The 24,795-nt window shown below is 56.3% G+C and carries 22 protein-coding genes; 9 read left to right on the top strand and 13 right to left on the bottom strand.

Translation table 11 applies throughout. From position 1 onward, the window contains the following. Positions 1–414: 414 nt before the first annotated feature. The 4 genes from WFK59_RS18555 to WFK59_RS18540 form a co-directional block, all read right to left on the bottom strand. The gene (locus WFK59_RS18555; RefSeq protein ID WP_336756769.1) at positions 415–576 is read right to left on the bottom strand and encodes a hypothetical protein; all 162 of its coding nucleotides are present in this window, start codon (positions 574–576) and stop codon (positions 415–417) included. A gap of 394 nt (positions 577–970) precedes the next feature. Then, the gene (locus WFK59_RS18550; RefSeq protein ID WP_336756767.1) at positions 971–1,456 is read right to left on the bottom strand and encodes an Hcp family type VI secretion system effector; all 486 of its coding nucleotides are present in this window, start codon (positions 1,454–1,456) and stop codon (positions 971–973) included. Positions 1,457–1,704: 248 nt separating this feature from the next. Continuing rightward, a complete protein-coding gene (locus WFK59_RS18545) occupies positions 1,705–2,214 on the bottom strand; it encodes a DUF2778 domain-containing protein (RefSeq protein ID WP_336756766.1) in 510 nt (169 codons plus the stop codon). Between the two features lie 327 nt (positions 2,215–2,541). Continuing rightward, positions 2,542–2,844 (bottom strand): hypothetical protein, encoded by a 303-nt coding sequence (locus tag WFK59_RS18540; protein WP_233986884.1) that lies wholly within the window; start codon positions 2,842–2,844, stop codon positions 2,542–2,544. Positions 2,845–2,875: 31 nt separating this feature from the next. Here WFK59_RS18540 and glgB point away from each other — a divergent pair, with 31 nt between their 5' ends. From glgB to WFK59_RS18510, 6 genes are all read left to right on the top strand, one after another. Then, the gene (glgB, locus tag WFK59_RS18535) at positions 2,876–5,059 is read left to right on the top strand and encodes a 1,4-alpha-glucan branching enzyme (RefSeq protein WP_336756764.1); all 2,184 of its coding nucleotides are present in this window, start codon (positions 2,876–2,878) and stop codon (positions 5,057–5,059) included. Then, on the top strand, positions 5,056–7,038 hold the full coding sequence (glgX, locus tag WFK59_RS18530) for a glycogen debranching protein GlgX (RefSeq protein WP_336756763.1): 1,983 nt from the start codon (positions 5,056–5,058) through the stop codon (positions 7,036–7,038). The genes glgB and glgX overlap by 4 nt, the downstream gene beginning before the upstream one ends. A gap of 10 nt (positions 7,039–7,048) precedes the next feature. Next, a complete protein-coding gene (gene glgC / locus WFK59_RS18525; RefSeq protein WP_233986887.1) occupies positions 7,049–8,341 on the top strand; it encodes a glucose-1-phosphate adenylyltransferase in 1,293 nt (430 codons plus the stop codon). Between the two features lie 62 nt (positions 8,342–8,403). After that, a complete protein-coding gene (glgA, locus tag WFK59_RS18520) occupies positions 8,404–9,837 on the top strand; it encodes a glycogen synthase GlgA (RefSeq protein ID WP_233986888.1) in 1,434 nt (477 codons plus the stop codon). Between the two features lie 19 nt (positions 9,838–9,856). After that, the gene (glgP, locus tag WFK59_RS18515; protein WP_336756762.1) at positions 9,857–12,304 is read left to right on the top strand and encodes a glycogen phosphorylase; all 2,448 of its coding nucleotides are present in this window, start codon (positions 9,857–9,859) and stop codon (positions 12,302–12,304) included. A gap of 288 nt (positions 12,305–12,592) precedes the next feature. After that, the gene (locus tag WFK59_RS18510) at positions 12,593–13,528 is read left to right on the top strand and encodes a LysR family transcriptional regulator (protein ID WP_336756761.1); all 936 of its coding nucleotides are present in this window, start codon (positions 12,593–12,595) and stop codon (positions 13,526–13,528) included. On the opposite strand, the gene mdcH is transcribed toward WFK59_RS18510, so the two are convergent. From mdcH to glpD, 9 genes are all read right to left on the bottom strand, one after another. Beyond that, positions 13,509–14,411 carry a malonate decarboxylase subunit epsilon gene (gene mdcH / locus WFK59_RS18505; RefSeq protein WP_233986891.1) on the bottom strand — a complete coding sequence of 301 codons (903 nt, stop codon included), beginning with the start codon at positions 14,409–14,411 and terminating at the stop codon, positions 13,509–13,511. The genes WFK59_RS18510 and mdcH overlap by 20 nt on opposite strands. Continuing rightward, positions 14,408–15,028 (bottom strand): malonate decarboxylase holo-ACP synthase, encoded by a 621-nt coding sequence (locus WFK59_RS18500; protein WP_336756759.1) that lies wholly within the window; start codon positions 15,026–15,028, stop codon positions 14,408–14,410. The genes mdcH and WFK59_RS18500 overlap by 4 nt, the downstream gene beginning before the upstream one ends. 1 nt (position 15,029) lies before the next feature. Further along, on the bottom strand, positions 15,030–15,989 hold the full coding sequence (locus WFK59_RS18495; protein ID WP_336756758.1) for an AEC family transporter: 960 nt from the start codon (positions 15,987–15,989) through the stop codon (positions 15,030–15,032). 134 nt (positions 15,990–16,123) lie between these two features. Next, positions 16,124–16,924 carry a biotin-independent malonate decarboxylase subunit gamma gene (gene mdcE / locus WFK59_RS18490; RefSeq protein WP_233986894.1) on the bottom strand — a complete coding sequence of 267 codons (801 nt, stop codon included), beginning with the start codon at positions 16,922–16,924 and terminating at the stop codon, positions 16,124–16,126. Continuing rightward, positions 16,924–17,757 carry a biotin-independent malonate decarboxylase subunit beta gene (locus tag WFK59_RS18485; protein WP_336756756.1) on the bottom strand — a complete coding sequence of 278 codons (834 nt, stop codon included), beginning with the start codon at positions 17,755–17,757 and terminating at the stop codon, positions 16,924–16,926. The genes mdcE and WFK59_RS18485 overlap by 1 nt, the downstream gene beginning before the upstream one ends. Beyond that, positions 17,750–18,049: a malonate decarboxylase acyl carrier protein gene (mdcC, locus tag WFK59_RS18480; protein ID WP_233986896.1), complete on the bottom strand. Its 300-nt coding sequence runs from the start codon at positions 18,047–18,049 to the stop codon at positions 17,750–17,752. The genes WFK59_RS18485 and mdcC overlap by 8 nt, the downstream gene beginning before the upstream one ends. Positions 18,050–18,057: 8 nt before the next feature. Continuing rightward, positions 18,058–18,921 carry a triphosphoribosyl-dephospho-CoA synthase gene (locus WFK59_RS18475; protein WP_233986897.1) on the bottom strand — a complete coding sequence of 288 codons (864 nt, stop codon included), beginning with the start codon at positions 18,919–18,921 and terminating at the stop codon, positions 18,058–18,060. Then, a complete protein-coding gene (gene mdcA, locus WFK59_RS18470) occupies positions 18,921–20,576 on the bottom strand; it encodes a malonate decarboxylase subunit alpha (RefSeq protein WP_262287781.1) in 1,656 nt (551 codons plus the stop codon). Before mdcA ends, WFK59_RS18475 begins: the two co-directional genes overlap by 1 nt. A 367-nt stretch (positions 20,577–20,943) precedes the next feature. Then, a complete protein-coding gene (glpD, locus tag WFK59_RS18465) occupies positions 20,944–22,449 on the bottom strand; it encodes a glycerol-3-phosphate dehydrogenase (RefSeq protein ID WP_233986898.1) in 1,506 nt (501 codons plus the stop codon). A 226-nt stretch (positions 22,450–22,675) separates the two neighbouring features. Here glpD and glpE point away from each other — a divergent pair, with 226 nt between their 5' ends. Genes glpE through WFK59_RS18450 form a run of 3 tightly spaced genes read left to right on the top strand, consistent with a single transcriptional unit; the run spans position 22,676 to position 24,653 of the window. Next, entirely contained in the window at positions 22,676–23,002 is a 327-nt protein-coding gene (gene glpE, locus WFK59_RS18460) for a thiosulfate sulfurtransferase GlpE (protein WP_336756753.1), read from the top strand. Positions 23,003–23,031: 29 nt separating this feature from the next. Further along, positions 23,032–23,853 (top strand): rhomboid family intramembrane serine protease GlpG, encoded by an 822-nt coding sequence (gene glpG, locus WFK59_RS18455; RefSeq protein ID WP_336756752.1) that lies wholly within the window; start codon positions 23,032–23,034, stop codon positions 23,851–23,853. Positions 23,854–23,894: 41 nt separating this feature from the next. Then, positions 23,895–24,653 carry a DeoR/GlpR family transcriptional regulator gene (locus WFK59_RS18450; protein ID WP_094120216.1) on the top strand — a complete coding sequence of 253 codons (759 nt, stop codon included), beginning with the start codon at positions 23,895–23,897 and terminating at the stop codon, positions 24,651–24,653. Positions 24,654–24,795: the final 142 nt, after the last annotated feature.

Genomic DNA, 24,795 nt, shown 5'->3' with positions numbered 1-24,795 from the left:
GTCGCTATGTAAAAGCCCGTAATCATTACTGATGGTTACGGGCTTTTTGTTTTTCGTTAAGCATCTGGATGATTTTTTGAGTTTCAGCGAAAAAGCTCTCAGCGTTTTATGACGTATGTTTTGAGACTGATAGGATGGCTTAGGGCAGAGACTTGCATCATTGTAATATGCACATTGCATCGCTGCTCAACGGGGCAGATAGCGTCTTAAAAATTGAATTCGTCAGACTGAATCTGCCAACACTCTCATTGAGGTCTTAATCGTCAACAAATCATCATTTATCAAACATACGCAATGCAGGCTTTTTGAGAAGCTAATGCATTTGACGGCATGAGAATGATGGTGTGGTGGTCACTAAGGATGTAATACAGTGGTTAAAAAGAAAAAGCCCCGTGGGGCTTTTTCTATTCAGTATCACTTTTCTTTATAGTGATGATTGTTTTTGCATGGCGGGAATGGATCATCTTTTTTTACATGGCGGTCATAGGCAGTTCCTGCGTATGAATTGTCAGTATCATGATACTGACCATAAGTTCCAGTCTTAGGGCATGGTTGCCCTGACCAATGTTTTGCCATTGTTAATTTCCTTATTAATATAGACATCTTAATTGATGTCTTTTGTTTAGATACGACTAACTCCTCTTGCTTTCAATCATTTTGTTTTAACTTTCACCGCTTCATTTCCAAAGTGTGATGATGTTCAAAACTGAATGAATTATTCATTCTTTAGAATGTTAATTCTTTGTGTTTGCAGAGTTGGTAAAGTAAAAAAATAGTTGCGTCATTACAGGCAGCAATGTTTGGAGTGAAGGTAATGTCTGCGAGTTTCTTTCTGAAATAGACTACCTATACGATGATACTGGTATGCCACTTTAGCGCTGCAGCGATGAGTATAAATTCATGTCATTATATTTTTTCAGGTGTTTTTTCCGCATTAATCTCTTTCAGCTACGCGTTTCTTTCCGATGCTCTATGCCCGTACATTCCAGTCATCGGTATACTGCACATTTCCATCAACATAACGCCATGTGATTTTGTCATACATCATGGATATCGATTCCATATGATTAATTTGCGCGTTACCTGACATTTTAGCGTTTGGCATACCGGGATTCACACCAGTAATCTTTACCCCCTCGATAGTCATGACAAAGTAACACTCTTCCTGTCCTGCATAGTTGATTCTATACCAACGGATTTCCGCACTTTTCAGCGTCTGCCCCGTAGCTACCGCCTTGTAAAGATAAGGACTTGAGCTATCAAACTCCTTTTCGATCATCATCGGTGAGTGTGAACGCTTACCGGTAATCTTGCCGTTGGTGCTGTCTACAGGAATATTCAGCCCATGACTGAAACCAACAATCTCAATGCTGCCCTCGCGATCCCTGACATCAACAGAGCCTTCAATATGAGCACCGCCATCATCTTTGAGCCACATATAAGCAGGAATTGGCATGTCATCATCTCCTTATTTTTCTGATTAACTTCATTGTTATGGAAAAAAGTGCTGTAGTGATAACTATGTTAGTGAGGAAACTAATATAGAAATACGTATCATCTATTGCCTCTGCTCCAATTTCCCCAGGGCCATAAAGCATACTTCCCAGCTTTAAAACGAAATCATAGTGAATCCAGTTATAGGGTTCACCCATAGCCCGGCCCACGAAAATTAAAAGCAGAAGGAAGAAGGCTACCTTCCCTGATTTATGGGCAAGTGTCGCCATAAGTGATGACCTCAATAGTGCCATAGGCTTTTAAGTCTGTGCCCGGAACCGGGATTTTGGACGTTCTTAACAGAGCATTCCTCAACATGTTGAAGTCTGATTGCCAGGCCAGCGTAATGCAGCCCTCTGAGACCTGACCAGGATGAAGTCTGAAACTCGCCCGGACTACACCCCTAAAGAAAGTGCTATCGTCGATCATGCTATCAGCACGAAAAAGGGCAAACCATTCTGAATGATCAACATGATACTTAAATGCACTTTTTATTTCGTCAATAGCCCATGCTCTGACGCTATTGACCCAATTTCCAGAAGGTCTGTCAACTATGTAGTAATATCCGGCAGGTAATGGCCCCTTATTGATTATCATCCCGCAGCCACCTTTATTACGGTAGATACCATTACCAGAAAAAGCTAAAAATGTGCCTAAACCTGGAAAAATGAGTGGGGAATAATCAGCGTTATTGATTACAAACTTTCCTTGTAAAGCCATAGCAATCCTTTGGCCTCTGACAATGTGTATTTGCATGCTAATGCACAGTAAAAAACAGATGTACGGCTATTTCGGGCAAAGTTTAAGATCGTGAAGCAGATTCACTTCTTACCCTTTTTATGGCGTGATTCTGTTCATGTCAGAAACATGCTGTTAACCATCGATTTACAGCTCATTATCAGGTAGCTTTTCTTAACCGTCGTCTGCTCTCATTGATCCTGGCGTCTGACAGGGGTCGGCATCAGCGACACATTTCCGATCCGATGAAAAATGTTGCTTCATCAGTCGGGATATTGCAGGCAGCATAAATGAAAATAATCATTGTTTTTACCCGGTTTTTTTGTCCCTGTCGTACACGAAACAACCTGCCGTTTCGCTTACAAAGTGATCAGCTTCCCTTTTTTGCCGGTCGATGAATAATTTTTTGGTTTCAACCATGGCAACTGCCGCTACCAAGCTATGATTTAACCATGATGTGCCGCGAGTTGACTGTTTTGCTTTCCGGACTAAATGGTTGTTGTACACGGCAAAGACCTTTTCCCATGGAATGGCCAGATGCCTTTTGTCGTCGTACGTATGGCTCAATAAAGAGCAGCGCATGTGAAGCGTGACAGGCTGCGTCGCGTTCATTTCGCCTGCCAACTATCACAGGAAGAAAGTCATGTCAGAGCTTCCCGATCGCGATGCGATCAACGCCCTGTTTGCAGGTAATTATGCCGATCCGTTTGCGTTACTGGGGATGCACCAGACTCAGCAAGGCCTGGAAGTCCGGGCGTTGTTACCCGAAGCGCTGGAAGTGTGGGTTATTGAAACCTCCACCGGGCGTAAACTTGCCCAGCTGGCGTGCGAAGATGCACGCGGCTTTTTCAGCGGTGTGATCCCACGCCGCAAAAACCGTTTCCGCTATCAGCTGGCGGTGAACTGGCACGGCCAGCAGAACCTGATCGATGATGCTTACCGCTTTGGCCCGTTGCTGCGGGAGATGGATCTGTGGCTGCTGGCTGAAGGGACCCATCTGCGTCCCTACGAAACGCTGGGCGCGCACGGTGACGTGATCGATGGCGTTACCGGTACCCGTTTCTGCGTCTGGGCGCCGAACGCCCGTCGCGTATCGGTAGTGGGTGATTTCAATTTCTGGGATGGCCGCCGTCATCCGATGCGTCTGCGCAAAGAGATGGGCATCTGGGAGCTGTTTGTGCCAGGTGCGGTAAATGGTCAGCTGTACAAGTTTGAGATCATTGATGCCAACGGCGAGCTGCGTATCAAAGCGGACCCGTTCGCTTTTGAAGCGCAGATGCGCCCGCAAACGGCCTCAATGATTTGTGGCCTGCCGGATGCGATCGAGATGAAAGAGGAGCGCAAAGCGGCCAACGCCTTCGATGCGCCAATCTCTATTTATGAAGTACATCTCGGTTCATGGCGACGCCACACCGATAATAACTTCTGGCTGAGCTACAAAGAGCTGGCTGAGCAGCTGGTGCCCTACGTTAAAGAGATGGGCTTTACCCATATTGAACTGCTGCCGATCAACGAACATCCGTTTGATGGCAGCTGGGGTTATCAGCCGCTGGGCATGTATGCGCCAACCCGCCGCTTTGGTACCCGTGATGAGTTCCGCGCCTTTATCGATAGCGCTCACGCCGCCGGCCTGAACGTACTGCTGGACTGGGTGCCGGGCCACTTCCCGAGCGATGACTTCGGTCTGGCGAAATTCGACGGCACTGAGCTGTATGAACACAGCGATCCGCGTGAAGGTTTTCATCAGGACTGGAACACCCTGATCTATAACTTTGGCCGGCGTGAAGTCAGCAACTACCTGTCGGGCAATGCGCTCTACTGGGTCGAACGCTTTGGCATCGATGGTCTGCGCGTCGATGCGGTGGCGTCGATGATCTACCGCGACTACAGCCGCGCTGAAGGCGAATGGGTGCCGAACCAGTATGGCGGACGTGAAAACCTCGAAGCGATTGAGTTTCTGCGCTACACCAACCGCACGCTGGGCACGGTTGCTTCCGGCTCGGTGACGATGGCGGAAGAGTCAACCGACTATCCTGGCGTGACGCGCCCGACCGAGGGCGGCGGGCTGGGCTTCTGGTTCAAATGGAACCTCGGCTGGATGCACGACACGCTCGACTACATGAAGCTCGATCCGATCCATCGCCGTTATCATCACAACCTGATGAGCTTCGGCATGATGTACAACTACACCGAGAATTTTGTCCTGCCGCTGTCACATGACGAAGTGGTGCACGGCAAGCGCTCCATTCTCGACCGTATGCCGGGTGACGCCTGGCAGAAGTTCGCCAACCTGCGCGCCTATTACGGCTGGATGTGGGGCTTCCCCGGCAAGAAACTGCTGTTCATGGGCAACGAGTTTGCTCAGGGCCGCGAGTGGAATCACGACGTCAGCCTTGACTGGCATCTGCTGGAGGGCGGCGACAACTGGCACCACGGCGTGCAGCGTCTGGTACGCGACCTCAACCATACCTATCAGCACTATACGCCGCTGCACCAGCTCGACTTCGATCCGCAGGGCTTTGAGTGGCTGGTGGTCGACGATGCGGAACATTCGGTGTTTGCCTTTGTCCGTCGCGACCGTGAAGGCAATGAAGTGATCGTGGTCAGTAACTTTACGCCGGTGCCGCGTCCGGGTTACCGCTTTGGCGTCAATCAGCCGGGCCGGTGGCGCGAAGTGCTGAACACTGACCAGCATGAGTATCACGGCAGCGACGTGCGCAACCACGGCGTGCATACCGATCAGCAGCCGAGTCATGGGCGACCGCAGTCGCTGAGTCTCAACCTGCCGCCGCTGGCGACCCTGTGGCTGGTGCGGGAGGGCGAATGACCATAACGGCCGGCGATCCGCAGCCGCCTGGCGCCAGTTACGATGGCAAAGGCGTCAATTTCACCCTGTTTTCGCAACATGCCGGGCGCGTCGAGCTCTGCCTGTTTGATGAAAACGGGGTGGAGCAGCGTATGGATCTGCCTGGCCGCAGCGGGGATATCTGGCATGGCTATGTACCCCGACTCAAGCCGGGACAGCGCTACGGCTATCGGGTACACGGTCCCTGGGCTCCGCAGCAGGGCCATCGCTTTAATCCGGCTAAGCTGCTGGTCGATCCCTGCGCCCGCGCCGTTGACGGTGATGTCCCGGACGATCCCCGCTTTCATGGCGGCATTGACGCACCCGATCCTCATGACAGCGCGTCCATCGCGCCAAAGTCGCGGGTGGTCGCCGACGATTTTGACTGGCAGGACGATGTCGCGCCGCGCACGCCGTGGGGCAACACCGTAATTTACGAGGCGCACGTGCGCGGCCTGACCCGCCAGCATCCGGAAATTCCGGAAACGCTGCGCGGCACTTACGCGGCGCTCGGCCATCCTGTTATGGTGGATTACCTGCGTCGGCTCGGCATCACGGCGATTGAGCTGCTGCCGATTGCCCATTTTGCCAGTGAACCGCGGCTGCTTCAGCTGGGGCTGAGCAACTACTGGGGCTACAACCCGTTTGCCTTGTGGGCCGTCGATCCGCGCTATGCCTCGGGTCAGGATGGGCTGACGCCGCTGCAGGAGTTTCAGCAGGCAGTTAAAAACCTGCACGCGGCGGGCATCGAAGTGCTGCTGGATGTGGTGTTTAACCACACCGCTGAGCTGGACGTCATCGGCCCGACAATTTCACTGCGCGGCATCGATAACGCCAGCTACTACTGGCTGGATGAGCAGGGCGACTACCAGAACTGGACCGGCTGCGGCAACACGCTCAATCTGCATCATCCACAGGTGATGGCGTGGGCGCTGGATGCGCTGCGTTACTGGGTGCAGGTCTGTCACGTCGATGGTTTCCGTTTTGACCTGGCTCCGGTGCTGGGCCGTACGCCCGACTACCAGCGCGATGCGCCATTGTTTGAAGCGATACGCGCCTGTCCGGTGCTGTCACAGGTCAAGCTGATTGCCGAACCCTGGGATATCGGCCCCAACGGCTATCAGGTTGGGCATTTTCCTGCGCCGTTTGCCGAGTGGAACGATCGGTTCCGCGATACCGCACGACGCTACTGGCTGCACGGCGCGTTAAGCAACGGCGAGTTTGCCCGCCGCTTTGCCGCCTCCAGCGATCTTTTTCAGCATGAGAACCGGCTGCCACACGCCACTGTCAACCTGATCACTGCGCACGACGGCTTCACGCTGTGGGACGTGGTGAGCTTCGAGCGCAAGCACAACGAAGCCAACGGGGAAGATAACCGTGATGGGCACGGCGACAACTACAGTCACAACCACGGCAAAGAGGGGCTGAGTGTCAGCTTCGATGTGATTGAGCGCCGCCGCCGCAGCGTACGCGGTTTGCTCACCACGCTGTTGCTGTCGCAGGGCACGCCGATGTTGCTGGCGGGCGATGAGCGCGGCAATACGCAGCACGGCAACAACAACGCCTACTGTCAGGACAACGCCCTGAGCTGGCTTGACTGGCAGGCGGACGAGAAAGGACTGGTTGGATTCACCGCCGCCCTGATTCAGCTCCGTCAGCGCATTCCGGCGCTGACGGCGGATCGCTGGTGGCAGGACGGTGATGGCAATGTGCAGTGGCTCAATGCCGGTGGTCAGCCACTGCAACACGATGAATGGGCACAGGGAACGCACAGATTGCAGATCCTGCTGTCCGGCCGCTGGTTAATAACAATAAACGCCACGGACTCGGTGAATGACATCGTCTTACCAGACGGAGAATGGCGTGCCCTTCCTCCTTTCGCCGGGGACGACAACCCCATCCTGTTAACTGTCTGGCATGGTCCCGCACACGGTGTGTGCGTGTTCCAAAAGCAATCATAAGGAGTCAGACATGGTTAAATTAGATAGAACAGAACACCTGATGCTGGCGCGCCAGCTCCCTACACAAACGGTTGCTCTGATCCTCGCCGGTGGACGCGGTACACGCCTGGTCGACCTGACGGCAAAACGCGCCAAACCGGCGGTGCACTTCGGCGGCAAGTTCCGCATTATCGACTTTGCCTTATCCAACTGCGTTAACTCCGGTATCCGCCGCATTGGCGTGATTACCCAGTATCAGTCTCATACCCTGACCCAGCACATTCAGCGTGGCTGGTCGATCTTCAATGAAGAGATGAATGAGTTTGTGGATTTGCTGCCAGCGCAGCAGCGCTTTTCCACCGAACAGTGGTATCGCGGCACCGCCGATGCGGTGACGCAGAACCTTGATGTGATTCGCCGTTATCAGGCGCAGTACATCGTGATCCTTGCCGGGGACCACATTTATAAGATGGATTATTCGCGCATGCTGCTGGACCACGTGGTCAACGAGGCGAAATGTACCATCGCCTGTTTGCCGGTGCCGGTGCATGAAGCCACCGCGTTCGGCGTGATGGCGGTGAACGAAGAGAACATGGTGATCGACTTCGTCGAAAAGCCGCCAAAACCGCCGACCATGCCGGGCGATGACACCAAAGCGCTGGCCAGCATGGGGATCTACGTTTTCAACGCCGATTATCTCTATGCGTTGCTGGAAGAGGATCTGCAGACGCCAGGCTCTAATCACGACTTCGGCAAAGATATCCTGCCGAAAATCGTGGCGAGCGGTGAGGGCTATGCGCACTCTTTTGCGCTCTCCTGCGTACAGAACGACGACAACGCGCCGCCGTACTGGCGCGATGTCGGCACGCTGGAAGCCTACTGGCGCGCCAACCTTGATCTGGCTTCGGTGATGCCTGAACTGGATATGTATGACGTCACCTGGCCGATCCGCACCCATATGGAGCCGCTGCCGCCCGCCAAGTTTGTTCAGGATCGTTCCGGCAGTCACGGCATGACCATGAACTCGCTGGTATCGGGCGGTTGCATCATCTCCGGCTCAGTGGTGGTGAACTCGGTGCTGTTTCCCCGGGTGCGCGTTAACTCGTTTTGTAACATTGATTCAACCGTGCTGCTGCCCGATGTGGTGGTTGGCCGATCCTGCCGTCTGCGCCGCTGTGTGATTGATCGCGCCTGCGAGCTGCCAGAAGGAATGGTTATCGGCGAAAACCCTGATGAAGACAGTCGCCGGTTTCACCGTTCGGATGAAGGCATCGTACTGGTTACCCGCGCCATGCTGGCTAAACTGGCCAGGGCCGGGCAGTAAGCGATAGCGGAACACACGCAATCGGCACGCGGATCGTGCCTGATAACTTAATGAGGTCGAGGATGCAGGTTTTACATGTCTGTTCAGAACTTTTCCCGCTGCTTAAAACGGGCGGACTGGCTGATGTAGTCGGGGCATTACCTCAAGCACAAATTGCGGGTGGCACGGATACGCGGGTGTTATTGCCCGCTTTTCCAGCATTGCGCAAGGGCATACCTGATCTTCAGGTGGTTACAGAACTGGATACTTTTGCCGGACATGTGCGATTACTGTTTGGTGAGTTTAACGGGGTAGGCATCTACCTGATTGACGCGCCGGGGCTCTATGACCGTCCGGGCAGTCCGTATCATGATGAGTCGCAGTTTGCCTACGTCGATAACTATCTGCGCTTCGCGCTGCTCGGCTGGATGGGCTGTGAGCTGGCGTGCGGGCTGGATGCGATGTGGCGACCGGATATTGTTCATGCCCACGACTGGCATGCTGGCCTGACCTGCGCCTATCTGGAGGCACGCGGTCGCCCGGCGAAATCGGTGTTCACCGTGCATAACCTGGCCTATCAGGGGCTGTTCGCGGCGCATCACATGGAAGAGATTGGTCTGCCGTGGTCGTTTTTCAGCATGTATGGCCTGGAGTTTTTCGGCCAGATCTCGTTCCTCAAAGCGGGCCTCTACTACGCCGATCACGTCACGGCGGTCAGCCCGACCTATGCGCATGAAATCACCTCGGCCGAGTTTGGTTATGGTATGGAAACCTTACTGGCACAGCGGATGCTCGAAGGCCGCCTGAGCGGCATTCTCAACGGCGTGGACCCGTCAATCTGGGACCCGGCGCATGACCTGCTGCTCAGCGCGCGCTATAACCGCGACACGCTGGAAGCCAAGGCGGAAAACAAACGTCAGCTGCAGGTGGCGATGGGGCTGAAGGTGGATGATAAGGCGCCGGTGTTCTGCGTCATCAGCCGTCTCACCAAACAGAAAGGGCTGGATCTGGTGCTGGAAGCGCTGCCGGGCCTGCTGGCGCAGGGCGGACAGCTGGTGCTGCTGGGGCAGGGCGACGCCGAGCTGCAACAGGGCTTCCTCGCCGCGGCGGCCGAGCATCCGGGCAGCGTCGGCGTTCAGATTGGCTATCACGAGGCGTTTTCGCACCGCATTGTCGGCGGCGCGGACGTGATTGTGGTGCCGAGCCGATTCGAGCCGTGCGGTCTGACCCAGCTCTATGGCCTGAAGTATGGTACGTTGCCATTGGTGCGTCGCACCGGCGGCCTGGCCGATACGGTCAATGACAGTTCATTAGAGAACCTGGCGGACGGTATCGCCAGCGGTTTCAGTTTTGAAGATGCTAACGCCTGGTCGCTATTGCGGGCTATCCGGCGTGCCTTTGTGTTGTGGTCTCGTCCTTCGCTGTGGCGTTACGTTCAGCGCCAGGCCATGGGGATGGATTTTAGCTGGCAGGTGGCGGCACAAGCCTACCGTGATCTCTACCAACGTTTGATGTAACGGATTGGGAAAACTGGATATGAATGCACCTTTCACTTACGCCTCACCAACGTTGACGGTTGATGCCTTAAAGCATTCGATTGCCTACAAGCTGATGTTTACCATCGGTAAAGATCCTTCTATCGCCAATAAGCATGAGTGGCTTAACGCCTCGCTGCTGGCGGTGCGCGACCGGATGGTTGAGCGCTGGCTGCGTTCCAGCCGTGCTCAGCTGTCGCAGGATGTGCGCCAGGTCTATTACCTGTCGATGGAGTTCCTGATGGGCCGCACGCTGGGCAATGCGCTGCTGGCGATGGGGATTTATGACGATCTGAACCAGGCGCTGGATGAGATGGGGCTGGATCTGGCCGAGCTGATGGAAGAGGAGAACGATCCTGGCCTCGGCAATGGCGGTCTGGGTCGCCTGGCGGCCTGCTTCCTCGACTCGCTGGCGACGCTGGGGATGCCCGGTCGCGGCTACGGCATTCGTTATGATTACGGCATGTTCAAACAGAACATTGTGGAAGGTGAGCAGAAAGAGTCACCGGATTACTGGCTTGAATATGGTAATCCGTGGGAATTTCAGCGCTTCAATACCCGTTACAAAGTGCGGTTCGGTGGCCGGGTGCAGCATGAAGGCGCGAAGGTGCGCTGGCTGGAGACAGAAGAAATTCTGGCAATGGCCTATGACCAGATCATTCCTGGCTTTGACACCGATGCTACCAATACGCTGCGGTTATGGGGCGCGCAGGCAAGTAACGAAATCAACCTCGGTAAATTCAACCAGGGCGACTATTTCGCGGCGGTGGAAGATAAAAACCACTCCGAGAACGTGTCCCGCGTGCTCTATCCCGATGACTCAACCTATTCTGGTCGTGAACTGCGTCTGCGTCAGGAGTATTTTCTGGTCTCGGCCACCGTACAGGACATTCTCAATCGTCACTGGCGGATGCACCAGACCTGGGATAACCTGGCCGATAAAATCGCCATCCACCTGAATGACACGCACCCGGTGCTGGCGATCCCTGAACTGATGCGTCTGCTGATCGACGAACATAAGTTCAGCTGGGACAACGCGTTTGACGTCTGCTGTCAGGTCTTCTCTTACACCAACCACACGCTGATGACTGAAGCGCTGGAGACCTGGCCGGTCGATATGATTGGCAAAATTCTGCCGCGCCATCTCAGCATCATTTTCGAGATTAACGACTTCTTCCTGAAAACCATTCAGGACTACTACCCGGATGACTGGGATCTGCTGTCGCGCATTTCGATTATCGACGAGAACGACGGACGCCGGATTCGCATGGCGTGGCTGGCGGTGGTGGTCAGCCACAAGGTTAATGGCGTCTCTGAATTGCACTCCAACCTGATGGTGCAGTCGCTGTTTGCCGATTTCTCGCGTCTGTTCCCGGGCCGTTTCTGCAACAAGACCAACGGCGTTACACCGCGTCGCTGGCTGGCGCTGGCCAATCCGGCACTCTCTGAGGTGCTGGATGAGGAGATCGGCCGCAACTGGCGTACCGATCTCAGCCAGCTCGGTGAGCTCAAGGCGCAGATCGATTATCCGGCCTTTATTGAAAAAGTGGCGGTCGCCAAGCACCAGAACAAGCGGCGTCTGGCTGACTGGGTGGCGAAAAACCTCGATGTGGTGCTGGACCCGAACGCGCTGTTCGATGTGCAGATTAAGCGTATCCATGAGTACAAGCGGCAGCTGCTCAACGTGCTGCATGTGATCACCCGCTATAACCGCATCAAAGCCGATCCCGATGCAGAGTGGGTACCGCGCGTCAATATCTTCGCCGGTAAAGCCGCCTCGGCCTACTACGTCGCCAAACACATCATTCATCTGATCAATGATGTCGCTAAAGTGATCAACAACGATCCGCAGGTGAAGAACAAGCTGAAGGTGGTTTTCATCCCGAACTACAGCGTCAGTCTGGCGCAGATCATCATCCCGGCCGCCGATCTCTCCGAGCAGATCTCCACTGCCGGTACCGAAGCCTCCGGTACCAGTAATATGAAGTTTGCTCTGAACGGCGCACTGACCATCGGCACGCTGGATGGGGCCAACGTCGAGATGCTGGATCACGTCGGTAAAGAGAATATCTTCATTTTCGGTAATACCACGCCGCAGGTGGAAGCGCTGCGCAAAGGGGGATATAACCCGCGCCAGTATTACGAAGAGGATCAGGAACTGCATCAGGTGCTGACGCAGCTTGCCTCCGGCGTCTTTAGTCCGCAGGAGCCAGGCCGTTACCGTAACCTGTTCGATTCACTGGTCAACTTCGGCGACCACTACCAGCTGCTGGCGGATTACCGCAGCTATGTCGATACCCAGGATAAGGTGGATGCGCTTTATCGTCAGCCGGAAGAATGGCAGCGGCGTGCCGCGATGAATATTGCCGGCATGGGCTACTTCTCCTCGGACCGTACCATTCAGGAGTACGCCGATGAGATCTGGAATATCTCCCCGATAAGGTTGTAACGCGATTTCACTCTGCGGCTGAAGCCCTGGCCGCAGAGTGAGCGCCGGTCATCTCCGCCACCGCATTCGCTGTGACCTTCCGCTCTCCCGCCTGACCGCGGCGCCTCGCGCACTCTCCTTCCCGGACTGCCCTGATGGCGCAGGATCGCCGGGATCTTTTCGATCGACTCCCCGGCAGAAGTGCCGCGGCTGCCTTGCCAGATCATATCGGCCTGGCTGACGCATAAGTTATTATGCAGCCCGGTTTTTTATGCGTTTCACCTTTTGACCAGACAGGCAGAGCAGACAATGAGTGACAATATTAATCACGAGATTACTTTCCGTAAGCTCAGTGTCTTCATGATGTTTATGAACAAAGGCAATATTGCCCGCACCGCAGAAGCGCTGGAGCTGAGCAGCGTCAGCGTTCACCGCGCCCTGCATACGCTGGAAGAAGGCATCGATTGCCCGCTGTTTATTCACAAGGGACGCAACCTGGTGCCGCTACCCGCCGCCTGGACGCTGCTGGAATATTGCCGCGATGTGACGGCGCTGATGGGTAAAGGCATTGAGGAGGCGCGGCTGGTGGCGGGTGTCGGCTGTGGCCGTCTGCGCATCGGCACGCTTTACTCGCTGACGCTGGAGACCATTCCGCGGCTGATTATGGGAATGAAGCTGCGTCGGCCGACGCTGGAGCTTGATCTCACTATGGGCTCCACTCAGATGCTGCTTAACATGCTTGAGGATGAGGCTCTTGACGCGGTACTGATCGCCACCCACAACGGCGAGTTCAGCGACTCGAACTTCGATGTGGTCCCGCTGTTTTATGATGACATTTTCCTCGCCGCACCAGCCGGTGAACCGCTGGATATGACGCGCCAGGCGGATCTGCGTGACTATGCCGATCGCGATTTTGTTTCGCTGGCCGAAGGCTTTGCCACCTATGCCGGTTTTCAGGAGGCGTTTCAGGTAGCGGGTTTTGAACCGAGAGTGGTCACCAGGGTCAATGACATCTTTTCGATGGTCAGCCTGGTGCAGGCCGGTGTCGGGCTGGCGCTGATTCCGGGCCGGATGAAAAAAGTCTACGAAAACAATATCCAGCTGCTCAGCCTGGCCGAGCCTTATCAGATGCGCCAGCAGATTTCGATCGTCTATTCACATCGCCGTGAACGCGATCATGACCTGCTGGCACTGGCGGCAGAAGGGCGGATGTATGCCCGTAGCCTTACTGACTCAGCCGTTTAGCCAGATGCCGCGCCACCTCAACGCTGTTGCGCTCCATGCAGATGGCTTCGCCCTGCCAGCCCGCCTGCAGCGTCAGGCCAGTCAGCACATTGCCTGGCGGCATTTCTATCGCCAGCCGGGCATCGCGCTGGTTGGCTGAAATCACCGCATCATTCCACCGCACCGTCCGCGCCATATTAAAGGCGAGATCGTCGGCAATCTTCTCTGGCTCCCAGATAACCCGTCCGGTCGAACCGCTCAGGTAAGCACAGGTGGGACGCGAAAGTTGGACAGACTCAAACGCGGTCGCCAGTTCAGCGGCAGGTTTATCCAGCAGCGCGCAGTGGGAAGGCACACTCACCGCCAGCCTGACGGCTTTACTCGCCCCGGCGTCCAGCGCGGCTTGCGCCACCCGCGCCATATCCTCATCTCGTCCGGCAATCACTATCTGCGTTTCCGCATTAAGGTTGGCGATATAGGTATTGCTGTCGACCAGCAGCTTCTCCAGCCGGCTGAGCGTCAGCCCGGTGATGGCGGTCAGGCCATAACCCTGCGGATAGGCCTGCTCCATCAGATCGCCGCGCAGCGCCACCAGCCGCAGCGCATCGCTGAAATCGAGCGCGCCTGAGATGACCGCGGCGGGATAGGCACCAATCGACAGGCCGCTGACGATATCGGGTTTTAGTCCATGTCTGATCAGCTCGCGCGCCCAGCCAACACCGGCAATCAGCAGGCTGAGCTGGACCGCACGGGTATGGCGCAGCGCATCAGCACTGTCCAGCCGATCGGTCTCATCACCCAGTACGGCGCGTACGCTGTTTAACAGCGCCTCGCCGTCAGGAAGATGCTGCAACATGCCGACCCGCTGCGTGCCCTGGCCGGGAAAAGTAAAAAGAATTTTCATGCGGAATCTCTGCTCCAGGGAGAGGGGGTCAGAACCGGTCCGGTGGCGGTTTTCAACAGCACGCGGCCTTCACGCAGCCACTCGTTAAGGGCAAACGCGCCGAGCGGCGTTTCCACCTGGGTATCGACACGGCACGGCAGCGTTTCGGTTTGGGCCTGCCACTGCTGCAGGTCGTCGCGTGCCAGCGGCTGCGGCGCGCGAATCAGTAAGTCGAGATCGCTGGCAGCGTGCAGCGTCGGTATCCGGGTGGCCAGCGCGTAACCGGTACTGCCGGTGACGCCCCAGCTCCAGGGCCAGACGCTGTCGCTGAGCGCCATCGCCGCCTTTACCGGTGGGTAATCCGCAAACGGCGAATCGAACAGATGTTGCCGTTCGGCCAGCATCTCCGGCGTGACGATGCGCGTAATCCCGGCTGGATCTGCCCAGCCGGCAGCGCGCTGTTCGCGTTTTTCACCGCGCACACCCACCGGAATCAGCCCGGAACGATTCACATCGCGCCTGACCACCACCGGCAGCGCGTGATGCCAGTGCTGACTGACCCACGCTTCGCTGATGGCTGACAGGGCGCGATCTGAACTGAGCCAGAGCAGATCGTGGGGACGCGGTGAACAGCTCATATTACATTCCGGATGTCAGGGTAATGAACAGGGGTAACGATAAAATACACAGAATCGAACTTAACAACAGTACGGCTTCGGCATCGGGCGACTGCACACCAAACCGATTGCCGAATACCACGCCAAAGAAGCCGGCAGACAGGGCAATCATCAGAATCGCAGTAATCGCCACCGGACCACTCAGACCCAGTGCCAGTACCAGACCCCAGGCGATAAACGGTTGAATTAACAGTTTAGTTATCGTACCGAAGCCAACTACCGCATTCAGTTTCAGTTTACGTGCCGAGAGGATCACACCGGTCAGGAACAGGGCGGCGGCGGTTGCTGCCAGGCCGAGCGGTTTAATTGCCGCCAGCACCAGATCCGGCATTTTAACCCCCAGCGCTGACAGCACCACGCCGATCAACGGACCCATCACGATCGGTTTTTTCAGCGAGCGCCACATTAACACCGGCAACATCGTCATGGTTGAACCGTGCGCGGTACCGGCAGCAAACGCTTTTTCACGTTCCAGAATCAGCAGGCACAGCGGTGTCAGCAGCACTGAACCACAGGCGATCGATACCGCAACAGAGAGTGAGGTCGCACCATTTTCACCCAGCACGCTGGAAAGAATCGGCAGGCCCAGCGCGGCGTAGTTCGGCAGCGCAACGGTCAGCGTCAGGACAGCAGCATCCTGAGGCGATTTTTTGAAAACTTTGGTCGCGGTAAAATAGACCGCCGCATAGGTGATCCACATAGCACCGGTAATCACCACGATTAATGGCCATTGCGCCACGATACCCGGCCAGGGCGTCTGAACCGTCGCACTGAACAGGGCGGCGGGCAGCGCAAAATCCATCACAAAAATATTGAGCAGTGAAACGTCTTTATTATTAACCATTCCGGCCTTACCGGCCCAGAAACCCAGCAGCATGATCACAAAGATTGGAGCAAGAGCATGAACAATTGTATAGATCATAAATCACCTGTATTTAAGAAGAATTCTTGACTAACACGATGTTTATAATTCTAAAAAGCGGCCCTGATTGCGGGGCGGTCATCCGCCCCGTCCAGGCCGTTTCCGGCAGGCTTATTTTTTGTTTTGTAGTCGGTTTACCAGCTGGCGCGCATACGTTCGCGGACCAGAGAGGAGCTGTGGCGATTTTCAGCGCCCAGCCGGTTTTTCAGGCTTGGGTCCTGACGTGCATCAGCGATAGCTTTCTGCAGAGAGATCTCAACCATCGCCAGATCGGCATCTGACGGCGCATCAGGATCGGTCACGGTCAGCATGTCAGAGAGCAGGCCCAGCGTGGCGAAGTTGCTGACGTCATACGCCATCGGTGGAATGGTCGCCGCCAGTTTCTCCAGCGCGTCGACGGTACGCAGCGTGATACGCGCAGCGGACTCTTTACCCATCGCATGGACCAGCACGCCCTGATCGTTGAGCGCGATCAGACGGTTCGCCTGGTAGCCGTGCGCCAGGAATGCGCCGGACATCGCCTTACCGACGATCAGACCAATCACCGGGTGACCGGCCAGACGCGCTTTAGCATAGGCTCCGGCGGCACCGGCCAGCGCCTGATGAATGCCAAACGCCTCTTCACGACGACCATATGCCTGACTTGGCACATCGATGACTGCCACAATCGGCCGTTTCACCGCGCTGTTGCTATCGGCTTCCAGGGTTTCGTTCACCACTTTCGCCAGCGTCCAGCCTTCCAGCAGACCGACTTCGCCTCTGGCGGCACGCGGATAGTGGTTTTCAGCATCCGGGACCACGGCGATAAAACGTACGCTTTCGCCATTGAGTTCGCCGTCAGCCACCTGAACAGAAGGGCACAGCCCGCTCAGGCGCTGCGCATTGGGTGCGAGTTTTTCCAGCCATGTTGCACCGCGGCTGCTTGTCTGGCTCATTATTTTTCCTCCCGGGCGAAAAGCTGTTTGATGATGGCGGTATCAGCCTGCTGACGCGTATCAAAGTTGCTCAGACGCGGCAGGAAATCCGCATACTTATCACTGCGGTGCTGCGCCGGTACGCCTTTGGCAATGAAGTCGTTCATCGCGGTTTTCACCGCATTGACGCCATCGCTGACCAGCGCGTCCACCAGGCCACTGGCATAGCGGATTTCGCCGCCGGTCATGCTCCAGATAAACGGGCGATCGCGGGAGTCATACTCTTCAATACCCGCTTCCTGCTCGATAACCTGCGGGCCGTTAAGGCCGAGGCGTGCTTCGCGAGTGACGATCAGGTAGCTGCAGAGCGCAGCCGCGATAGACATCCCGCCGAAGCAGCCGACGGTACCGGCAATGATGCCGATCACCGGGGTGTAGCGACGCAGGTCAACAATTGCGGCATGGATATCGGCAATCGCCGCCAGCCCCAGATTCGCCTCCTGCAAGCGGACGCCACCGGTTTCGAGGCACAGTACCGCCTGAGTCGGGATGCCGTTGCGGTTATCTTCGGCGGCCAGCTCAAGCGCTGCGGCCATTTTCGCGCCGGAAACTTCGCCCATGCTGCCGCCCTGGAAGGTCCCTTCGATGGCAATCACCACCGCAGGCTGACCGTTCAGCGTACCGCGTGCCACCACCATGCCGTCATCTGACTGCGGAATCACACCCTGCGGTGCCAGCCACGGTGACATGATGCCTTCAAAAGGGTCGAGCAGTTCGCGGTAGCTGCCGTCGTCCAGCAGCGCACGCGCGCGTTCGCGGGCACGTAATTCAATAAAACTGGCATCGTTACGCATGACTCACCTCCTCAAATACCTGTTCAATACGGATGCGCGCGACGCCAGGCGTGGCGCCAAAGTCGTGAATAACCAGCTGTCCGGCAGGCAGGCCGTTGATCAGATTCAGGCGGTCAAACAGCGCCTTCCAGCGGGCGTCGCTGTTATCCAGTGAGGTGGTGATATCAATATTCAGCGTTTGCCCTTCGGTTGCGGTGTACAGCACTTCCATATCACCGGAACCAACGACCCCTGCCAGGGCTTTACCGCTGAGTGCGCGGTTAGCAGGGAAAGATAATGTGATGTGTTCCATAACGACCTCTAATTAAAAGAGTGGTGGGCGGCCGGAGAGATCCGGTCGACAAACAGCGTCGCGGCCAGCAAATCGGCGGCACCGCCTGGCGAGGCGTTCAGCGCCAGCATGCGGTGATCCAGACGGGCGAGGGCGGCCTGACCTTCAGCGGTGCGGCAACCACCGGCCAGCAGCACCGCGCGGGCGCCGCGCTGCATGGTTTCCAGTCCGGTCATGCCGGCGCGTGACAGCACGCAGGTATCGCTGAGCGAGGTCATAATCGCCATCAGTGCGTCCAGGCGGGCTTCGCTTTCGCGGGCACCGGCGGCCCGGCTGCGCAACAGCTGCGGCAACGCCCGTTTCATCACGTGTGGAAACGCCTGTTGTGCCTCCTCACGCGCGCCGGGCACCTGATAGCGGTGGCTCGCTTTCAGCCCCTTACTGAACAGTTTCGGTGCCGCCCGGTCGGGCAGACTCGCCAGCGTCGCTGCGGTACGGGTCAGCTGATCGGCACTGGCTTCACCGCCGTGCATCGCCGCCGCGCTGACCAGCAGGCCCAGCGCCCAGATAGCGCCACGGTGAGTATTCACGCCACCGGTGGCTGCCATCATCTGCTGCTCGCCTTCCCGTCCCAGACGTCCCACCGTTTCGCGCAGGGCGATATCGGCCGGGCGCATCCAGCTCTGCCGGGCCAGCGCCAGGAAGGTCGGTACCAGGCTCTCGGCGGAACGCTCCATCAGGGCAAGCGTTAAATCGAGATGCGCGCCGTTTCCCCGGCTGTCGACCAGACCCGGCTTTGGACTCAGCCGCGCTTCGTCGGTCAGACAATCGCGCGCTGTCATCGCCAGCCGGCTGGCCTGCGCCTCGGGTTGAGTCTGCGACAGGAGTTTCATTACCAGCTCCGGAATTTAGCGGGTGGGTTATAAAGACCGCCCGACCATTCCACCAGGTCAGAGACGCTGCTGGCGGCCAGCAGTGAGCGCGTCGCATCAGAGCGACGGATGCCCATATCTTCCGGATAGACCACTTTGCCGCTTTTACGCAGCGCAGCGACACGCGCCGCATCGACGCCAAGACCGATATCGGTGATGCCGGCTACCGCAGCGACCATCGCGCGGCGCTCTTCAAGGCTTTCAGCACGATAGAGATAGGCAATCCCCTCTTCGGTCAACACATGGGTAACGTCATCGCCATAAATCATCACCGGGGCCAGCGGCATACCGGTCGATTTCGCCACTTCAACGGCATCCAGGGTTTCAACGAAGGTTGGTTTTGCCCCGGCCTGGAAGGTTTCCACCATCTGCACCACCAGTTTTTTCCCGCGCTGCATTGGGTCAGGCTCGGTGATCATATTGAGCCAGGCAGGCGAGGCATGACGTCGGCCGTGGGGATCGTGTCCCATGTTAGGCGCACCGCCGAAGCCTGACAGGCGACCACGGGTAACGGTCGAAGAGTTTGCCAGCCCATCAACCTGCAGAGTGGCGCCGATAAACATATCGACCGCGTACTGACCGGCCAGCTGACAGAAGGCGCGGTTAGAACGCATCGAGCCGTCGCTGCCGGTGAAGAAGATGTCGGGACGGGCGCGAATGTACTCTTCCATACCCAGCTCGCCGCCGAAGCAGTGCACGCTCTCCACCCAGCCGCTCTCGATGGCCGGGATCAGCGTTGGATGCGGATTCAGCGTCCAGTGTTTACAGATTTTGCCTTTCAGGCCGAGCTGTTCACCGTAGGTCGGCAGCAGTAGCTCAATCGCGGCGGTATTAAAACCGATGCCGTGGTTAAGCGACTGCACCTGATGCTCGGCGTAGATGCCTTTGATCGCCATCATCGCCATCAGGATATGTTCCTGCTTGATCAGGCGCGGATCGCGGGTAAACAGCGGTTCGATAAAGAACGGTTTGTCTGCCACCACGATGTAGTCGATCCAGGAGCCAGGGATATCGACGCGTGGCAGGTCGGTTTCGTCATCGACCAGTTCATTGACCTGGGCAATCACGATACCGTCACGAAACGCGGCGGCTTCCACCAGCGCAGGGGTATCTTCCGTACTTGGACCGGTATAAAGATTACCTTTGCGGTCCGCTTTATAACCGGCAATCAGCGCGACGTTCGGGCTGAGATCGACGTAGAGACGGGAATAGAGTTCGATATAGGTATGGATGGCGCCGATTTCCAGCTGGCCATCTTCTAACAGCTGAGAAATACGCAGGCTTTGCGGACCGGAAAAAGAGAAGTCGAGTTTACGGGCAATGCCTTTCTCGAAAATATCCAGATGCTCGCTGCGACCGACGCTTGGCATAATCATGTGCAGGTCGTGGATTTTGGCCGGATTCACCTCAGCCAGCGTGCGTGATAAGAAATCAGCCTGTTTCTGGTTGTTCCCTTCCAGCACCACGCGATCACCCGGTGCAATCAGTTTTTCGAATGCTTCAACGGCTCTTTCAGTAGGAATGACTTTGCCATCAACAGGAAAAGAAGCCAGACGCCGCGCTTTTTCACTGCGGCGTGTGTTCCATTCCCGGGCAGGCGTTTGGCCTGTGTTCATTTCAACCTCCTGATTAAAATAACGGATATGTCGTTTTGCTAAGAGAAGTCTCTACTTTCTTGATCGGTGGTTCAATTAAGCAAAAAGCCTGAACGTTAGATTTACAGTAACAATAAGAGATGACCGTTTTGATAAGCGAAACAGAAAGATTTGAGTTTAGGCGCTCAGGAAATATCTGAATGGAGAACGGGTATTCCGTGTAAAGAATGGTGTGGGAGTCGCATAATAAATAAATAAGTGGCGGTAAAAATAAAAAGTCTGCTAGCGAAGCGTGGGGGCGACGCAGACGCAGTAAAACCGTCCTGGCCTGTGCTGCGCGGATAAAAAAAGCAGGCCGGAGCCTGCTTTCTGATGCGATATCGTCAGATTATGACGCCAGCGACAGGGCGGGTTTCGCTTTCTGCGCCAGCCATTCTGCCACGCGGGCCTGCTGCTCTTTGCTCAGCCACATGCCCTGCTTGGTACGACGCCAGATCGCATCCTCCACTTCACGCACCCATTCATGCTGCACCAGGTAACGTAACTCGGCTTCATAAAACTCATGACCGAAGTTCTCGCCCAGATCGTCCAGGCTCTTCGCACCGGCCAGCAGCGTTTCGGTATTGCTGCCGTAAGTGCGGGCAAAGTGGCGCGCCATGTTTTCGCTGATGAACGGATAGCGGCGGCGCAGGCTGGCGGCGTAATCTTCGCGGGTGCCGGAAATATTGCCGCCCGGCAGCACGCAGTTCTTCGTCCAGGCCGGACCGGCATTCGGGTAGTACTTCGCCAGCTTCTCCAGCGCATGTTCCGCCAGCTTACGGTAAGTGGTCAGCTTGCCGCCGAACACCGACAGCAGCGGTGCCTGACCGTTATCGTCACGCACATCCAGCGTGTAATCACGGGTAATCGCCTGCGGTGAATCTGATTCATCGTCACACAGCGGACGAACACCGGAATAGGACCAGACAATGTCATCAGCGGTCAGCTGCTTTTTAAAGTGACCGTTGAACACTTTCAGCAGATAGTCGGTCTCGCTGTCGTCGATATGCACGTTTTTCGGATCGCCTTTGTACTCCACGTCGGTGGTACCGATGATAGAAAATTCATCCATCCACGGGATGACAAACACGATACGGTTATCTTCGTTCTGCAGAATGTACGCCTGCTTCTCGGTATGCACGCGCGGCACCACGATGTGGCTGCCTTTGATCAGGCGAATACCATACGGCGATTTTAACTTCAGACCGTCGTCAAACAGCTGTTTGACCCACGGACCCGCCGCGTTGACCAGGCCTTTGGCACGCCAGGTATAGGTCTTGCCGCTGTCGACATCTTCCGCTTCAACCATCCACATGCCACCTTCACGCCAGGCGCGGTTAACGCGGGTGCGGGTACGCACTTCACCGCCACGCTTCACCACTTCCTGCGCATTCAGTACCACCATGCGAGCATCGTCGACCCAGCAGTCTGAGTATTCGAATCCGCGCGTGATTTCTGGCTTCAGGGCCGAATCCGCGCCAAAACGCAAACTCTTACTGCCCGGCAGGCTGGTACGCTTACCCAGATGGTCATACATAAACAGGCCGGTGCGGATCATCCACGCCGGACGCAGATGCGGACGATGGGGCAGACGGAAGCGCATCGGGAACGCGATATGCGGTGCCATTCTCAGCAGCACTTCACGTTCGGCCAGCGCTTCGCTCACCAGACGAAATTCGTAATGTTCCAGGTAGCGCAGGCCACCGTGAATCAGTTTTGAACTGGCGGAAGAGGTCGCGCAAGCCAGGTCCCGCGCCTCCAGCATCAGCACCGACAGTCCGCGTCCTGCAGCATCTGCTGCAATGCCGGCACCGTTGATGCCGCCGCCGATCACGATCAGGTCTTTGGTTTCCACGTCATCTCCTCCGATGTTCGGAATAGTTCATTAATGTTCGTTTTCGAGCATAATCATAATCGCAAACCAACATTGATGCCAGCTTTTAACCCGGTAAAAACATTTTTGCGTGATATAGCTAACATTCTGCCCGTGAAAAAAATACAAAGCCGCAATGATTGTCAGGTTATCGGCGCTGATTCTCGGGTTACACTAGGCGCCATTGTGACGATGTATGAGAGAGACCATGGAAACGTTTGAATGTATTAATGTGCAGCAGGCGCAGGACCATCTGACGCAGGGTGCGCTGCTGGTCGATATCCGTGACCCGCAAAGTTATGCCCTTGGTCACGCCACCGGTGCACTGCATCTGACCAACAGCAACCTCAGCGCGGTGGTTGCCGGTGCAGACCACAGCCTGCCGGTGCTGGTAATGTGTTATCACGGCAACAGCAGTAAAGGTGCTGCCCAGTATCTGCTGGAACAGGGTTTCAGCGCGGCGTACAGCATTGATGGCGGCTTCGACGCCTGGCGTGCCGCGTTCCCTCAGCAGGTTGCTCACGGCAGCGAATAAATTGCCGCTCGTCACATGGAGAGTTACTGATGCGCATTACCCAATTTAGCCAGCCGCGAATGGCGCAGGCGTTTGTTGACTACATGGCAACGCGCGGCGTCACGCTGCGTATTGAACGTGAAAACCATTACGTCATCATGCTGGATGATGAAAGCCAGCTTTCGATGGTCGAAAACGAACTTCAGCAGTTCGTCAGCGATCCGAACCATCCGCGCTATCAGGCCGCAAGCTGGCACAGCGGCAAGACCGACAGCGGCTTGCGCTATGAGCGCAGCAACATCTGGGCCAATATCCGCGAGCGCGCCGGCCCGCTGACCATGACGGTGATGCTGCTCTGTATCGCGGTGTTTATTCTGATGCAGATTCTGGGCGATCGTACCGTGATGTACTGGCTGGCGTGGCCGGATGCCGATCAGCATCTTGAGGTATGGCGCTGGTTCAGCCATGCGCTGCTGCACTTTTCACTGCTGCACATCCTGTTCAACCTGATGTGGTGGTGGTATCTGGGCGGGGCGGTAGAGAAGCGGCTCGGCAGCGGAAAACTGTTTGTGATTATGCTGATCTCCGCGCTGCTCAGCGGCTGGATGCAGGCGAAGTTCAGCGGTATCTGGTTTGGCGGTCTGTCGGGCGTGGTCTATGCCCTGATGGGCTATTGCTGGCTGCGCGGCGAACGCGATCCCGACAGCGGCATCTATCTGGAACGCGGCCTGATCGGTTTTGCCCTGGTCTGGCTGGTGATTGGCTGGTTTGGCGTGTTTGGCCTGGCGATCGCCAACGCGGCGCACGTCGCCGGTCTGGTGGTCGGCTTAGCCATGGCGCTGGTCGATACGCGAAAAATCACGCGCCGTTAGTTGTGGCATAGCAGGAATAAGCGAGTAAACAGGAGAGGAACGTGAAGCAGACGCAACGTCATGACGCGATTATCGATTTAGTCCGACGTCAGGGATATGTCAGTACTGAGGAGCTGGTGGATCATTTCGAGGTCAGTCCGCAGACCATTCGTCGCGATCTGAACGATCTGGCTGACCAGAATAAAATTCAGCGCCATCACGGCGGCGCGGCGCTTCCCTCCAGTTCTGAAAACACCGCCTGGCACGATCGTAAAATGATGTTGTCAGCGGAAAAGGCGCGCATTGCACAGCGGGTGGCCAGCCAGATCCCGGATGGCGCCACGCTGTTTATCGATATCGGCACTACGCCGGAAGCAGTGGCCCACGCGCTGCTGAATCATAACGATCTGCGGGTGGTCACCAACAACCTGAACGTGGCGATGCTGCTGATGGGTAAACCCGATTTTCGGGTGATTATTGCCGGTGGCGAAGTGCGGACCCGTGACGGGGCGGTGATGGGCGAAGCCACGCTCGACTTTATCTCTCAGTTCCGCCTGGATTACGGCATTCTCGGCATCAGCGGTATCGATATGGATGGCTCCCTGCTGGAGTTCGACTATCACGAAGTGCGGACCAAGCGCGCCATCATCGAAAACTCACGCTGTGTGATGCTGGTGGCAGACCACTCTAAATTTGGCCGTAACGCGATGGTTAACCTCGGCAATATGAGCCTGCTGGATCATCTCTACACCGATAAAACGCCGCCAGCCAGCGTGATGAAAGTGATTGAGCAGCATGAGGTCCATCTCGAACTCTGCTGATTCTCCCCGCCGCCAGCCATTCCGCTGGCGTTTTTCTTTGATCGCTGTCGCTTTTTTCTTCACTCCCGTCTTTACTTAACACGTCGCTGGCAGCCTGTTGCCAGCCCGTGCGCTTGCTATTTTGTGCTTCACCTCATTGCGT

It is taken from the genome of Pantoea sp. USHLN298 (assembly GCF_037149395.1).
GTDB classification, from domain to species: domain Bacteria; phylum Pseudomonadota; class Gammaproteobacteria; order Enterobacterales; family Enterobacteriaceae; genus Pantoea; species Pantoea astica.
This window is presented reverse-complemented; position numbering and strand designations above follow the sequence as displayed.